The following is a 14,721-nucleotide window of genomic DNA, read 5'->3' on the forward strand; positions in this document are numbered from 1 at the left end:
CCGGGTGTTGGCGCCGATTCAGAGTGGCCCGCCGATGATCGCAACCAGTCCTACAGGGGTCGTGCCATGAACATCCGTTGGGCCGCGTTGGCGGCCATCCTGCTGGTCGCCGCTGGCTGTGCCAGTACCTCCAAGGTGATGCTGGGCCGCGCCCGCGCCCCGATCGATCCGGCGCTGGTGCAGATCTATTCGACGCCACCGGCCGGTTCCCTGGAAATCGCCCAGCTGGAATCGGCGTCCGCCGTCGGCTTCGGCACCCAGGGCCAGACCGATGCCGCCGTGGCACGCCTGAAGCGTGAGGCCGCCGCGCTCGGCGCCAATGGCGTGGTGTTGATGGGCGTGGGCAGCAGTGGCTCGCCGGTGGGCATGTCGGTCGGCGCCGGCACGTTCGGTTCGCACGTCGGTGGCGGCGTCGGCATCGGTATTCCGACCACGCAGAAGCGCGCCGCCGGCGTCGCGATCTGGGTGCCGAATCCGGCACCGCCCGCGCGGTTGCCGACACAGGTGATCACACCGCAGCCGCAGCGGTGACCCGAGAGGGTCACCGCCGGTAGTCTAAGCCGCTGGCTAAGCAACCTCAGAAATCCTCTTCGCCCAGGGGAAATCGCCAGCCGTGGCCTCTCCCCCTGCAACAACCGACGTATCGCTCTGGTAGGTGCCAACCTTGGTTGGCACGAAACCCACAGCGCCGACCAAGGTCGGCATCTACCAACGGCAATTGACCAGCGGAGCGGCACTACCCCTGCAACAACCGACGCTTCGCTCTGGTAGGTGCCAACCTCGGTTGGCACGAAACCCGCGGCATGCGGCAAGGTCGGCATCTACCAACGGCAATTGCCGGCCAGCGGTAAGCACTACCCCTGCAACAACCGACGTATCGCTCTGGTAGGTGCCAACCTTGGTTGGCACGAAACCCACAGCGCCGACCAAGGTCGGCATCTACCAACGGCGATTGCCAAGCCGGCGGCAAGCACTACCCCTGCAATAACCGACGTATCGCTCTGGTAGGTGCCAACCTTGGTTGGCACGAAACCCACAGCGCCGACCAAGGTCGGCATCTACCAACGGCGATTGTAAGCCAGCGTGGCCGCTACCCCTGCAACAACCGACGTATCGCTCTGGTAGGTGCCAACCTTGGTTGGCACGAAACCCACAGCGCCGACCAAGGTCGGCATCTACCAACACCGGTTGTACCAGTGGCGTGACACTACCCCTGCAACAACCAACGTATCGCTCTGGTAGGTGCCAACCTTGGTTGGCACAAACCCACAGCGCCGACCAAGGTCGGCATCTACCAACGGCGATTGTGGCCAGTGGTAAACACTACCCCTGCAACAACCGACGCATCGCTCTGGTAGGTGCCAACCTTGGTTGGCACGAACCCACAGCGCCGACCAAGGTCGGCATCTACCAACGGCGATTGTAGGCCAGCGGCTTCGCTACCCCTGCAACAACCGACGTATCGCTCTGGTAGGTGCCAACCTTGGTTGGCACGAAACCCACAGCGCCGACCAAGGTCGGCATCTACCAACGGCGATTGCCGGCCAGCGGCCGGCACTACCCCTGCAACAACCGACGCATCGTTCTGGTAGGTGCCAACCTTGGTTGGCACGAAACCCGCGGCGCCGGCCAGTGGCCGGCACTACCGGTGATGCTCAGCGCTTGTACTTCGGCACGAACACCTTGTTCACCGCATCGGCCAGCTGGTCCGGCGGCAGCAGGCCCTGGTCGAGCAGGAAGTTGTTGAACGCCAGGCGGTCGAACTTCGCGCCCAGTGCCAGCTCGGTCTGCATGCGCAGTTCCAGGATGCGGGTGTAGCCGTAGAAGTAGCTGCCGGCCTGACCCGGCATGCGCACCATGTAGCGGTCCAGTTCCTGGGTGGCCATCGCCTTGGACAGGCCGACCTGCTCGATCAGCACACGCTCGCCGTTGGCGCGGTCGGTCAGGCCGAGGTTGAGCATCGGGTCCAGCATCGCGCGCGCAGCCCGCAGCAGGCGGAACTGCAGGGCGATCATCTGCCCGTCCAGCGGCTCGTACGGCACCATCTCGGCCTCGGCATACAGCGCCCAGCCTTCCACGTTCACCGAATTGAACGCGAACATCGTGCGTGCCAGCGAGACGCCGCGCTCGACCATGGCGGTGAACTGCAGCTCGTGACCCGGGCGGCCCTCATGCGCGCTCAGCGTCCACGCCGCCGCACCGAAGTTGAAGTCGTCGTACTGCGCACCCGGGCCCGCGGCCGGGTTGCCCAGCGGCAGCACGAAGGTGCCCTGCTGCCCGGTGTTGTTGACCAGCGGCGCCGGCAGGAAATGCGGCGCCGGGCTCGCAGCACTCTCGGCGGCCGAGCCCAGGCGCATCTGCATCGCGCGCTTGGGCACGTCGACGATGGCGTGCTCGCGGATCAACGGGTCGATCGCATCGATCACCTTGCGGTAGTGGCCTTCCAGATGATCGTCGGCGATCTTGTCGGCCTTCAGCGCGCGGATCACCGCCACCGGGTCGCTCGGGTCGGCCACCTTCAGGCCCTTGTCCTTCACCACCAGCGGCGCCAGCTGCTGCATCGCCGAGCGGGTTTCCATGAACTCCAGCTGCGCGCGCTGCATCAACAGCTTCGGGTCGATGTCGATGCCGACCTGCTTGAGCTGGTAGGCGTACAGCGGCGCCGGCAGGCGTGCGTCGGCACGTGCCTTCGGCAGCACGGTCGTGCGCGTCCAGGTGGCGTAGTCCTTCATCTGCCCGGCCAGCGCCTTCATTGCTTCATCGGCACCGGCGATCTGGTACTTCTTCAGCAGCGACTCGATACCGGTGATGTAGGTCTCGACGTTGTCCAGCGACTGCTGCACTTCGATCTTCGTCGGCTGCAGCAGGCTGCTGTCCTTCAAGCGCTCTTCATAGCGCTGGCGCGCCAGCGTGGTGAAGGCGGTGCCGCCCGGCTGCAGGCCGGCGTAGGCCTTGAGGCGGTCGAGCGCCTTGGCCCGGCGCTCGGCCGGCACCTGGTCGGACAGCAGCAGGTTGAGGCCGCTGAACACCGTCTGCGGCGCATCGCTCCACGGCAACAGGTACTTCTCGTTGAGCTCGCTGCCTTCGATGTTCTGGCTGGCGGCGTGGATCATGATCTCCAGGTCCTGGCGGACATTGGGATCCTGCTCGGTGGCCAGCTTCGCCTTCAGTTCGTCGCGGGCCTTGGCCATCGCGGCGCGGTAGCGCTTGCCGTTGTCCGGGCCGAGGTCGGCCACCTTGTCGTCGTAGCCGGGAACGCCGAAGAAGCCGGTTTCCTCCGGCTGGAACGGACCCTGTGCATCAAGCAGGATCTGCGCCAGTGCATTGCTGCGGGCCACCCAGGCCGGGCTGGCAGGAGTGGCGGCCTTGGCGGCGGGTGCAGCCAGCGCCGGCGGTGCGGACAGCAACGGGGCGGCAGTCAGGGCCAGGGCAACAGCGAGCGCAATCGGCTTCATGGGACACTCCAGCAAAGGGTTGCCCGCAACTTACGCGCTCACGGCGATGGCGACAATCGGCTGGAGGTCACGGCGCGGCTGATGGGTAGAGTCGACTGTCAGTCGACTATCGCGCGCAGCGCGGGGTTTTTCAGGCGTCTTGTGGAGAGCAGTCGACTAACAGTCGACTCTACATGGCCGCCCTTACCCGGCCGCGCGACCTGCGGTCACAGCGCGGCGGTCAGCGGGCATTCGCCACGCTCACGGCAGGCCTGCAGCTCGCACTCCCCCGCAGCCTCGTCGTCATCCAGTGCAGTCAGGTCGAAGGTCTGCTTGTCTTCGGCCAGTACATACATCACCGGGTAATCCCAGACTTCATCGCGACGGCTGCCCTGCACGAACAGCCGGCCGTGCGCATGCGGTCCTTCCAGCGCAACGGTCAGGCCGACGTCGCGCTGGCCGTTCATCGCGGTCTGCATGCTGCCCAGCGGCATCGATTCGATATGCAGCGGCTCGCCAAAGGCTTCCACCAGTTCAATACTGCAGCCCGCGCGTCGCAGCGCCTCGCGCATCGGCGGGCTCTCGCGTGCCGCCTCGCTCCAGCGCAGCACGCTCCAGGTCACCACGCCACCGGCGCCGCCCAGCACCAGCACCACCGTCAACGGCATCGCCCAGCGCCAATGACGGCACCACCAACCGGCGGACGTCTGTCGATGGGCGGGAATCGGTGGTGGCAGGGTCATCGGCGGGCTCCTTCCCGGCTGTGGATCAGGGTTTCAGGCAACGTCCCAGGAAGGCTTCGGCGACGCGGTAGCGATGCAGCGCATCGGCACCGGACAGGCCATGCTTGGCACCCGGATAGGTCATCAGTTCGAACGGCTGTGCACGCTTCTGCAGCGCACTCATCAGGCTGGTCGAGTTGGTGAACAGTACGTTGTCATCGGCCATGCCGTGGATCAGCAGCAGCGGCGAACGCAGGCCGTCGATATGGGTCAGCACGCGCGCTTCGCGGTAACCCGCTTCGTTGCGCGCCGGCAGGTCCATGTAGCGTTCGGTGTAGTGGCTGTCGTACAGGCCCCAGTCGGTCACCGGCGCACCGGCCACGCCACAGGCGTACTGGTTCGAGGCCTTGGCCAGCAGCATCAGGGTCATGTAGCCGCCGTTGGACCAGCCCTGCACGCCGATGCGCGCCGGGTCCACCCACGGCTGCTGCTTGAGCCAGGTCACGCCACGCAGCTGGTCGGTCACTTCCACCGTGCCCTGCTTGCCATACAGCGCGCCACCGAAGTCACGGCCACGGCGCGGGGTGCCGCGGTTGTCCAGCGAGAACACCACGTAGCCCTGCTGGGCCAGGTACTGATTGAACAGGTGGTCGCCACGACCGGGCCAGCTGTCGGTGACGGTCTGGCTGGCCGGGCCACCGTAGACGTACACCGCCACCGGGTAACGCTTGGACGGATCGAAGCCGGCCGGCTTGATCAGGCTGTAGTTGAGCGGGGTCTTGCCGTCGGCCGCGGTCAGCGTGCCGAACTCGATCGGGCGCTGTGCATCGCGGTAACGCGCATACGGATGCTTCGGGTCGGCCAGGTCGTTCTCGAGCAGGGTGGCGATCTTCTCGCCATTGGCGCGGAACAGTTCGATCTGCGGCGGCGTGGTGCTGTTGGACCAGCTGTCGACATAGACGCTGGCATTGCGGGCGAAGCTGGCGCTGTGCATGCCCGGTGCCTTGGACAGGCGCTGCGGCTCACCGCCCTGCAGCGACACCGCGTAGATCTGGCTTTCGCGCGAGGTCTCGATGCCGGCGCGGAAGTAGGCCTTGCCAGCCTTCTCATCGACCGCCAGCAGTTCGTCCACCGGCCAGTTGCCGTGGGTCAACGCGGTGGCCTTGCCCTTGCTGTCGATGCGGTACAGATGCTGGAAACCGGTGCGCTCGGACGACCACAGCACGCTGCCGTCATCGAGGAAACGCAGGCTGTTGTGCAGCGGCACCCAGGTCGGGCTGGTCTCGTGGGCGAGCACGCGCTGGCGATTGGAATCGAGCGCCACTTCCACCAGGTCCAGCTGCTTCTGGTCGCGCGACTGGCGCTGGAAGCTCAGGTGCTGCGCATCGCGCCAATCGACACGAGCCAGATAGATGTCCTGTTCCTTGCCGAGGTCGACCCAGCGCGGCTGCGCATCGGCGGCCGGTGCGATCACGCCCAGCTGCACGCGCACGTTGGCGTCGCCCGCGGCCGGGTAACGCTGCTCGATCACGTCGGTGCGGTCGGCGTAGACCTCGTAGCGCTTCTGCACCGGCACCGGTGCTTCATCGATGCGCGCGAAGGCGATGGCCGAATCATCCGGCGCCCACCAGTAGCCGGTGTGGCGGTCCATTTCCTCGTCGGCGACGAACTCGGCCACGCCGTTGCCGATGGTGGTGCTGCCGTCGCGGGTGAGCTGCAGCTGCTTGCCGCTGGCCAGGTCGATCACCCACAGGTTGCGGCCGCGGATGAAGCTGACGAAACCGCCCTTGGGCGACAGCTTGGCGTCGGTGGCGAATCCTTCACCGTGGGTCAGCTGGCGCACTGCGGCCTGGCCCTGCTGCTTGAGGTCGTACAGGTACAGCTCACCGCCCAACGGGAACAGCAGGCGCTGCGCGTCCGGCGACCACTGGTAATCGACGATACCGGTCATCGCGGCGATGCGCTGGCGCTCGCGGCGGGCCTTTTCCTCATCACTGAGGGTCTCGGTGCCGGGCAGCACCACCTTCGAATCCACCAGCAGGCGGGTCTGGCCGCTGCCGATGTCATAGGTCCACAGGTCCAGCTGGTTGCGGTCGCTGTCCTTGCCGCGCAGGAAGCTGACCTGCGAACCATCGGGGGCGACCTTCGGCTTCATCAGGGTCGGGCCGGAAAGCGGCAGCGGGCCGGTGATGGCTTCCAGGGTCAGCTTTTCAGCGTGGGCGGCGGTACTGGTGGCGAGCATGAGGGCGAGCGAAGCGAACAGGTGGCGCATGGAGGATCCCGGCAAACGGCAGGTCCGCCACCGCGATGGACGCGGGGCGGTCGTCCCCCATCCTAACCAAGCCCGTGCGGGAAGGCAGCATGACCTTCTGCCCATGAGGCGTGCCGACCAACGGTCGGCACCCACCGTTCCGGGTCAACGCTGGCCGAACAGGTGCTTGCGCTCTTCGTCGCTGAGCGGCTTGCCGGCGTTGGGGTTCACCTGCTGGCGCAGGGCATAGGCGCGCTGGGTGGCCGGGCGTGCAGCAATCGCTTCGTGCCAGCGCTTGAGGTTCGGGAACGCGGCGAAATCCACCGGCAGCTTGTCGTAGGCGCCGATCCACGGGTAGCTGGCCATGTCGGCGATGGTGTACGCGTCCCCGGCCAGGAAGGCGTGCTGGGCCAGGCGCTTGTCCATCACCCCGTGCAGGCGGCGCACTTCGTTGTCATAGCGCTCGATCGCATACGGGATCTTCTCCGGCGCATACACATTGAAGTGGCCCATCTGGCCGCTCATCGGGCCCAGGCCGGCCATCTGCCAGAACAGCCACTCCAGGGTGGTGACGCGGCCGCGCGGGTCGCTGGGCAGGAACTGGCCGGTCTTCTCGGCCAGATACAGCAGGATCGCGCCGGACTCGAACACGCTCTGCGGGGCGCCGCCATCGGCCGGGGCGTGGTCGACAATCGCAGGCATCTTGTTGTTCGGCGAAATGGCGAGGAATTCCGGCTTGAACTGGTCGCCCGAGCCGATGTTGACCGGATGGATGCGGTACTCCAGGCCGGCTTCTTCCAGCAGCAGGGTCACTTTGTGGCCGTTCGGGGTGGGCCAGTAATACAGGTCGATCATGGCGGCGGCTCGGGGTGCGGAAAGGAACCTGAAGTCTAGTGCGAGAGTTGGGTTGGCACCGTCACGACGGGCCGGTAACCTCGCGGCTCCCCCGAAACGCACTGTCCTGCATGAGCCACAGTCCTCGCCCCCTGTCCCCGTTGTCCTCGCTGATCTTCGCCTCGCGCTGGCTGCAGCTGCCGCTGTACCTGGGCCTGATCGTGGCGCAGTGCGTCTACGTGTTCCTGTTCGGCAAGGAACTGTGGCACCTGATCTCGCACTCGGTGTCGATGGGCGAGCAGCAGATCATGCTGATCGTGCTGGGCCTGATCGACGTGGTGATGATCTCCAACCTGCTGGTGATGGTGATCGTCGGCGGCTACGAGACCTTCGTCTCGCGCCTGCGCCTGGAAGGCCACCCGGACCAGCCGGAATGGCTGAGCCACGTCAACGCCAGCGTGCTGAAGGTGAAGCTGGCGATGGCGATCATCGGCATCTCCTCGATCCACCTGCTGAAGACCTTCATCGCCACCAGCGCGCTGAAGGGACTGCCGCTGTGCAAGCCGGAACAATGGGCAGCAGCAGTGTCGTCGGCTTCGACCAGCTTCTACAACGCTGGTGTCGATACCTGCACGACCATGACCCAGGAAGGCGTGCTGTGGCAGACCATCATCCACTGCGTGTTCATCCTGTCGGCGATCGGTATTGCCTGGACCGACAAGCTGATGTCCAACAGCCACAGCAAGTCGCACGACCACTGATGCGGCAACCGGCAGCGATCCTTCGCCGCTGCCCCATCCCGGCCCCTGCCCCTTGTACGCGGCGGTGGCCGGGATGCTAGATTGCACCCTCGCCGTTGCCGGCGGTGGCGTCGGGAAACGTCATCGTTCCGCGCCCGGACCACAGGTCCCGGCCATGCGTATCAATGATTTACGTCACGTCGTCTTCTAGAGGGGAGCAGGATGTCGCACGTCTCAACGATCACCGCCGCGCGCCGGTGGCTGCCGGTTGCTTTGGCACTGGCGCTGGCCGCCTGCTCGGGAAAGGAAGAATCTGCAGCACCGGCCCCGGCCGCCGCACCCGCCGCTGCTGCACCGGCCGCACCGGTGGTCGCCGCCAAGGTGCAGTCCATGGGCACCGAACAGCTGCGTGAATCGGCCAGCCAGGCACTGCGCGAGAACCGCATGTACGCGCCGGCCGGCGACAACGCCATCGAGTACTACCTCGCCCTGCGCGACAAGACACCGGACGACGCGTCGGTGAAGAGCGCGCTGACCGACCTGCTGCCCTACACCCTGATCGCCGCCGAGCAGCACCTGGGCCGCGAGGACTACACCGAGGCGCAGCGCCTGGTGGCACTGATCGAGAAGGTGGACGCCTCCGCTCCCGCCCTGCCGCGCCTGAAGGAAGGCCTGGCCAAGGGCGTGGAAAATGCGGCCAAGCGCAGCGAGACCGAAGCCGAGAAGGCCAAGAAGGACGCCGAAGACCGGACCAAGCAGCAGGCCGAACAGCAGCGCCTGACCGAGCAGCGCGCCAAGGAAGCCGATGCGGCCAAGCAGATTGCCGCGCAGCAGGATGCCGCACGCCGCGACAACGAGCGCCAGGAGGCGGAGCGCCAGGCCGCGGCCCGTCGCGATGCCGAACAGAAACAGCAGCAGGCCGCCGCCCAACAGGCCAGCGCCGCACGCCAGGCAGCCGCCGCGGCAGCTCCCACCCTCCGCCCGGTCAGCACGCCGGCGCCGCGCTATCCGGCCGAGGCACTGCGTTCGGGAACGTCGGGCGAAGTGCTGGTGGAGATCACCGTCGGTACCGACGGCTCAGTGGTCAGCGCCCGCGTGCTGCGCGCGACGTCGGGACGGACCTTCGACCGCGAAGCCCTGAACGCGGTCAAGCGCTGGCGCTTCGAGCCGGTCAACGCGCCGGTCACCACCCGCCGCACCCTGGTATTCGCACCGGGCGGCTGACCGCAAAAAAGGGGACGGAGGGGATTAAGTCGTTTCTGCCACCTCCATGACGCCAAGGCCCGGTCCGTCCGGGCCTTGTCCGTTTCAGGCAGCGCCATCAATCAGGCGCTGCAACGCCGGATCGCGCGCGGCCAGCACCTGGAACAGGCCCAGCACATGCAGGTCGGGCAGCAACGCACGCAGGTCGGCTTCGGCAGTGGCGCGGGTGGCATCATCGCTGGCGGGATCCTGCCAGTCGCGGACGCTGGCCAGGAAAGCACCCACGCTACCCTTGCGCACGGTGATGCCGTTCACCTGCACGTCGTTCTGATGGTCGGGAAGAATGTCCTGTGGCTGCATGGGGAAGCGCTCCGTTGAAGTGGGCTCCAGTGTCGGAGCCCGGACGCGACGTTTCTGCCGTATAACTGCCAATCGATATGGCAGATCAGACAACCACCGCATTGATTGACCCGGCGTTGGCCAATGCCGCCGACGGGCCTGCATTGCTGGGGGCGCAGCTGCGCCTGCCGGCTCCGCGCCGCACGGCACGCCACCAGCACGCACGTGGGCAGCTGCTGGGTGCACATCAGGGCCTGCTGCGGATCGAGGTCGGCGACCTGCACTGGCTGCTGCCGGCGGGTCATGTCGCCTGGATACCGCCTTCGCTGCCCCACGCTCTGGCCAGTACCAGTGCGTTCGACGGCTGGAGCCTGTACTTCAGCGCGCAGGCCTGCACCGACCTGCCTGTAGCCCCTCGCATCTTCCAGCCGGGGCCGCTGCTGCAGGCCGCGGTGATTCGGGCGCTGCAGTGGCCGCATGTTCCACTGGATGCCACACAGGCACGACTGGCCGGTGTGATCGCCGATGAGATTGCCGCCAGCACGCCTCTGCCGCTTGCCCTGCCACAACCGCATGACCGGCGACTGCAGAAACTTGCCGCCGCACTGGCGCGCGCACCGCACGACAACCGCAGCATCGAGGACTGGGCCGCCAGCAGCGGTCTGTCCAGCCGCAGCCTCGCCCGCCATTGGCTGGCCGAGACCGGCCTGTCGCCAAGCCAGTGGCGGCAGCGCCTGCGGGTGCTGCTGGCACTGCCACGCCTGCTGTCCGGCGAGCCGGTGATCAGCGTCGCGCTGTCGATGGGCTACGACACACCCAGTGCCTTCATCGCCGTGTTCAAGCGCGAGATGGGGGTGACGCCTGCGCGGTATGGAAAAGGGGACGGAGGGGATTAAGTCGCTTCTGCCCTCCCCCACATCAACTCGCGGCATCGCCTGATGCCCTTCGCGGTCACGGAGGCGGCAGGCTGATGATTCCTTGAACCCCCTGAACTGCCATGCCTCGACAAGCACGCCTGATGTTGGCCGAACAGCCGTATCACGTAACCCAGCGCGGTGTGAACAAGGGGGCGATCTTCGTTGACGATATCGACCGCCAGCTGTTTCTGCACCTTTTGCACAGCGCCTTCCTGAAGCATCAGGTCGCGCTGCATGCCTATGTATTGATGGGCAATCACGTCCATCTGTTGGCCACACCCTCCACTCAGGCCGGCTTGGCCAACGCGATGCGGATGCAGGGCAACAACTATGTCCAGGCGTTCAATCAGCGGCATGAGCGCAGCGGACCACTCTGGCAGGGCCGCTTCCATTCTTCGATGGTGGACAGCGACGCCTATCTGCTCAGCGTTTATCGCTACATCGAACTCAATCCGGTTCGTGCAGGCATGACAGGCGCCCCGGAAGATCACCCATGGTCGAGCGTGCATGGAAACCTGCAGCGCCGCGATGATCCGATGCTGACAGAACACCCCGCCTTTCAGGCACTGGCCTCGACCAAGCGACAGCGGACGACGCTCTATGCGCAGTTCCTGCGGGACGTGAACGCGTCCGCCGACCTGCCGGCAATACGCGCGCACAGTGCCCGGCAGCATCCGTTGGGAAATGCAGCTTACCTGCGGATGGTGGAACAGACACTGGGCCGCCCCGTGGTGTTGCGCAAGCGGGGGCGCCCTCAGAAGAAGGGGGCGGAGGGTTAAAAACGACTTAATCCCCTCCGTCCCCTTTTGCAGTCAGCCCGAGATCGCCAGGCGCTCGTTGTGGTAACGGCGCACGGCGGCGAACCACAGCAGTGCGGCCAGGCCGAGGCTGGCACCGAGATAGATGGCCCAGACCGACGGCGTGATGGTCTCGTGGCGGATCACCTTCAACAGCATCTGGTTCTGCGACAGGAACGGCACGGCGTACTGCCACAGCTCGCTCTTCAGCGGATAGGCCACCAGCGCGTAGCCGGGCATCATCGGCAACAGCATCAGCCAGGTCATGTGGCTCTGCGCTTCCTTCATGCTCTTGGCCGCGGCCGACAGGAAGGTCAGCAGCGAGGTGCCGATCATCAGCATCGGCAGCATCACCAGCAGCATCTGCAGCATCGAGGCAACGTTCATGTTGAACTGGCGGCCGATGTTGCCAGGCGCGATCTGCGCGCTCACCTTGAACGCCACCAGGGTCAGCAGCAACGACACGAAGCCGACCACGCAGGCAGCCGCGATCTTGCCGCTGACGATCGCGCTGCGCGAGCCGGGCGTGGCCAGCAGCGGTTCCAGTGACTGCCGCTCGCGCTCGCCGGCGGTGGCATCCATCACCAGATAGGCGCCGCCGATGAACGAGGTCAGCGTGAGCAGCACCGGCAGCAGCATCGACAGGATCATGCCGCGCTTGGCCTCGGCACTGGCCAGGTCCTGGCGTGCCACGTCCAGCGGCCGCGCCACCTGCGCGTCGATGCCACGCGCCATCAATCGCAGTGCCCCCACCTGGCCGTTGTAGGTGGCCAGTGCCGCCTCCAGACGTGCGCTGGGCACTTCGGCGGCACGACGGGTACTGTCCTTGATCACCTCCACCAGCGCCGGCTTGCCATCGGCCCAGTCCTTGCCGAAGTCATCGCTGATGCGCAGCGCCACGTCGATGTCCTGGCTGCGGATGGCCTCGGCCAGGTCCTTCGGTGCAGGTGCGGTGTTCAGCCCCTGCGCGGCGAGGAAACGCACCAGGTTGGGGGCGTTCTCCGCACCGATGGTCGGAATCTGCAGCGGCTGCTCGATCTGGGTGCGTACCCGGCTCTCGGCCAGCTTGCCCATGCCCAGCAGCAGCACCGGGTACAGCAGCGGCCCGAACAGCAGGGTCAGCAGCAGCGTGCGGCGATCACGGGAAAGGTCGCGCAGTTCCTTGCGCATCACCGTCATCAGGGTCGACATCATGCTCATGCGTGCAGGCCCTCTTCGCTGCCGATCAGTTTCACGAACGCGTCTTCCAGGTTGGATTCGCCGGCTTGCGCACGCAGTTCATCGGCGCTGCCGGCAGCCATCACCGTGCCCTTGGCGATGATCACGATGTGATCGCACAGCGCGGCCACCTCCTGCATGATGTGGCTGGACAGGATCACGCAGCGGCCCTCTTCGCGCAGGTCCAGCAGGAAGCGGCGCAGTGCGCGCGTGGTCATCACGTCCAGGCCGTTGGTCGGCTCATCCAGAATGACGTTGCGCGGGTCGTGCACCAGCGCGCGGGCGATCGCGGTCTTGGTGCGCTGGCCCTGCGAGAAGCCATCGGTCTGGCGGTCGAGGATGTCACCCATGTCCAGGGCATGCGACAGCACTTCGATGCGTTCGCGGATGCGCTCGGCCGACAGGCCATGCAGCTCGCCGAAGTAGGCGATGTTCTCGCGCGCGGTCAGGCGCTTGTAGACGCCACGCGCATCGGGCAGCACGCCAAGGTGGCGGCGTACTTCCACCGGATTGCGTGCGGCATCGACACCATCGACGCTGATGCTGCCCTGGTCCGGGGTCATCAGCGTGTACAGCATGCGCATGGTGGTGGTCTTGCCGGCACCATTGGGGCCCAGCAGGCCGGTGATGCGGCCGTCCTCGGCGCGGAAGCCGACATTGGAGACCGCCTGGATGCGGCCGGTGCGGGTGTCGAAAGCCTTGTGCAGGTTGTCGGCGACGATCATGGTTCCCATCCGTTGAACGAGGTGAACGCCGGCACGTAGCTCAGCGTGTCCAGGCAGCCGGCATCCAGCGCCTTGGCATCGGTCTTGTCGATGAACTGGCCGAGCAGGCGCGGCATGCAGCCGGCACTCAGCGTGCCGTGGCCCTGGCCGCGGGCGACCAGCGCGCGGCCATTCGGCAGGCCCTTGAGGACCTGTTCGGCATAGCGTGGTGGCGTCACCGGGTCGAGTTCACCGGACAGCAGCAGCGCCGGTACGTCGCTGCGCAGCGGCACGGCATTGGCCGCTGGCGCCGGCTGGTGCGGCCATACCGGGCAGGCCGCGAAGAAGGCACTGGCCACGTCGTTGCCGAACAGTCGCTCCGGGTCCTCGGCCGGCGCCTTGTAACGCGGCGCATCCTCGCTGCAGATCACCGACCACTGCATGCCTCGGTTGATCTGGAAATCCATGCTGCGGTTCGCACCGCGTGCCAGCGACGCCAGCGGTGCATAGCGGCCATGCGCGGCTTCATCGAGCACCAGCGGCAGCAGCGAGGAATACTGCGGCACATAGGAGAAGGCGAACGCCAGGCCGATCACGCTGTCCGGACTCAGCACATCCTGCCGGGTCTGGTTGGTGCCGGGGTCGCGATACTCCACCGAGACCGGCGCACGGCGCAGGGTCTCGACCACGCTGCGCAGCTGCGCGCGGGTGTCGGTCGGGAAGCGTTTGCTGCAGGCGGCATCCTTGCGGCACTGCGCCGACTGCAGGGCGATCGCATCCTCGAACGTCGTGGCGAAGTCGCCGCCCACCACCAGTTCATTGGGCACTACGCCATCGATGACGATGCTGCGGGTGTGCTGCGGATAGGCACCGGCATAGCGCTGGGCCACGCGGGTACCGTAGGAGCCGCCGACCAGGTTGATCCGGTCCACGCCCAAGGCCTGGCGTACCGCATCCAGGTCGGCGATGGCTTCGGTGGTGGTGTAGAAGCGGGCATCGGCACGCCCCTGCAGCGAGGCCGCGCAGCGCTGCGCGTAGTCGCGCAGCGACGCCTCGGTGGGAGCGGCGTCCTCGTCCATCTGCAGGTCCTTGCCGTCCGCGCCGAGGCAGCTGAGCGGGTTGGAGCCACCGGTACCCCGCTGGTCGACAAGGAAGATGTCGCGCTGCTTGCGCACCTGGCGCAGCGCGGTATCGACGATGACCGCCACTTCGCTGGCCGCCTGGCCGGGGCCACCGGCCAGGAAGAACACCGGGTCGGGCTGGCTGGAGCCGCTGCTGCCCGATTCCAGCCAGGCGATGCGCAGGCCAATGCGTCGGCCATCGGGCTGGGCCCGGTCTTCCGGCACCTGCAGGGTGGCGCACTGCGCTTCCACGTTGGCGCTGGCGCCTTCGGTGGACAGCGTGCAGGGCTGGAAGTCGATCGTGCCGAAACGGCGGCTGGGTGCATCGCTGGCGCTTTCAGCGCCGGGTGACGGTGACTGGCTGCAACCGGCAAGCATCAGGCTGGCCAACGCTGCGGCCAACGCGAGGTGGTGTCTTTGCATCGTGCTCGTTTCCCCTGG

At 66.6% G+C, this 14,721-nt stretch carries 13 protein-coding genes; 5 read left to right on the forward strand and 8 right to left on the reverse strand.

From position 1 onward, the window contains the following. Positions 1–66: 66 nt before the first annotated feature. Positions 67–531, forward strand: coding sequence for a hypothetical protein (locus tag ACZK45_RS20845; RefSeq protein WP_478445201.1), 465 nt, complete (start codon positions 67–69; stop codon positions 529–531). Positions 532–1,655: 1,124 nt separating this feature from the next. On the opposite strand, the gene ACZK45_RS20850 is transcribed toward ACZK45_RS20845, so the two are convergent. From ACZK45_RS20850 to ACZK45_RS20865, 4 genes are all read right to left on the reverse strand, one after another. Then, positions 1,656–3,455: a DUF885 domain-containing protein gene (locus tag ACZK45_RS20850; RefSeq protein WP_299107645.1), complete on the reverse strand. Its 1,800-nt coding sequence runs from the start codon at positions 3,453–3,455 to the stop codon at positions 1,656–1,658. Positions 3,456–3,661: 206 nt separating this feature from the next. Beyond that, positions 3,662–4,177 carry a cytochrome c oxidase assembly factor Coa1 family protein gene (locus ACZK45_RS20855; RefSeq protein ID WP_032129126.1) on the reverse strand — a complete coding sequence of 172 codons (516 nt, stop codon included), beginning with the start codon at positions 4,175–4,177 and terminating at the stop codon, positions 3,662–3,664. Between the two features lie 25 nt (positions 4,178–4,202). Continuing rightward, entirely contained in the window at positions 4,203–6,428 is a 2,226-nt protein-coding gene (locus ACZK45_RS20860; RefSeq protein WP_153854779.1) for a S9 family peptidase, read from the reverse strand. 144 nt (positions 6,429–6,572) lie between these two features. Continuing rightward, entirely contained in the window at positions 6,573–7,262 is a 690-nt protein-coding gene (locus ACZK45_RS20865; RefSeq protein ID WP_032129128.1) for a glutathione binding-like protein, read from the reverse strand. Between the two features lie 110 nt (positions 7,263–7,372). Between ACZK45_RS20865 and ACZK45_RS20870 the strand changes: the two genes are divergently transcribed. Then, positions 7,373–8,002: a TIGR00645 family protein gene (locus ACZK45_RS20870; RefSeq protein WP_478445202.1), complete on the forward strand. Its 630-nt coding sequence runs from the start codon at positions 7,373–7,375 to the stop codon at positions 8,000–8,002. A gap of 201 nt (positions 8,003–8,203) precedes the next feature. Beyond that, entirely contained in the window at positions 8,204–9,205 is a 1,002-nt protein-coding gene (locus tag ACZK45_RS20875) for an energy transducer TonB (protein WP_125895406.1), read from the forward strand. 84 nt (positions 9,206–9,289) lie between these two features. Here the strand turns inward: ACZK45_RS20875 and ACZK45_RS20880 are convergent, their stop codons facing one another. Next, positions 9,290–9,544 (reverse strand): hypothetical protein, encoded by a 255-nt coding sequence (locus ACZK45_RS20880; RefSeq protein WP_478445203.1) that lies wholly within the window; start codon positions 9,542–9,544, stop codon positions 9,290–9,292. A gap of 77 nt (positions 9,545–9,621) precedes the next feature. On the opposite strand from ACZK45_RS20880, the gene ACZK45_RS20885 reads away from it, so the two are divergent. Both ACZK45_RS20885 and ACZK45_RS20890 read left to right on the forward strand, forming a co-directional pair. After that, on the forward strand, positions 9,622–10,419 hold the full coding sequence (locus tag ACZK45_RS20885) for an AraC family transcriptional regulator (RefSeq protein ID WP_478445204.1): 798 nt from the start codon (positions 9,622–9,624) through the stop codon (positions 10,417–10,419). A gap of 101 nt (positions 10,420–10,520) precedes the next feature. Continuing rightward, a complete protein-coding gene (locus tag ACZK45_RS20890) occupies positions 10,521–11,219 on the forward strand; it encodes a transposase (RefSeq protein WP_478445205.1) in 699 nt (232 codons plus the stop codon). A 33-nt stretch (positions 11,220–11,252) separates the two neighbouring features. Here ACZK45_RS20890 and ACZK45_RS20895 read toward each other — a convergent pair whose 3' ends face one another. The 3 genes from ACZK45_RS20895 to ACZK45_RS20905 are packed head-to-tail and all read right to left on the reverse strand — an operon-like array spanning position 11,253 to position 14,703. Continuing rightward, entirely contained in the window at positions 11,253–12,437 is a 1,185-nt protein-coding gene (locus tag ACZK45_RS20895) for an ABC transporter permease (RefSeq protein ID WP_478445206.1), read from the reverse strand. Then, positions 12,434–13,180 carry an ABC transporter ATP-binding protein gene (locus ACZK45_RS20900; protein ID WP_478445207.1) on the reverse strand — a complete coding sequence of 249 codons (747 nt, stop codon included), beginning with the start codon at positions 13,178–13,180 and terminating at the stop codon, positions 12,434–12,436. Before ACZK45_RS20900 ends, ACZK45_RS20895 begins: the two co-directional genes overlap by 4 nt. Beyond that, complete coding sequence (locus ACZK45_RS20905) at positions 13,177–14,703, reverse strand: alpha/beta hydrolase (protein ID WP_197615696.1); 1,527 nt, start codon at positions 14,701–14,703, stop codon at positions 13,177–13,179. Before ACZK45_RS20905 ends, ACZK45_RS20900 begins: the two co-directional genes overlap by 4 nt. Positions 14,704–14,721 lie beyond the last annotated feature (18 nt).

The organism is Stenotrophomonas sp. 63632_Sma (genome assembly GCF_056482875.1).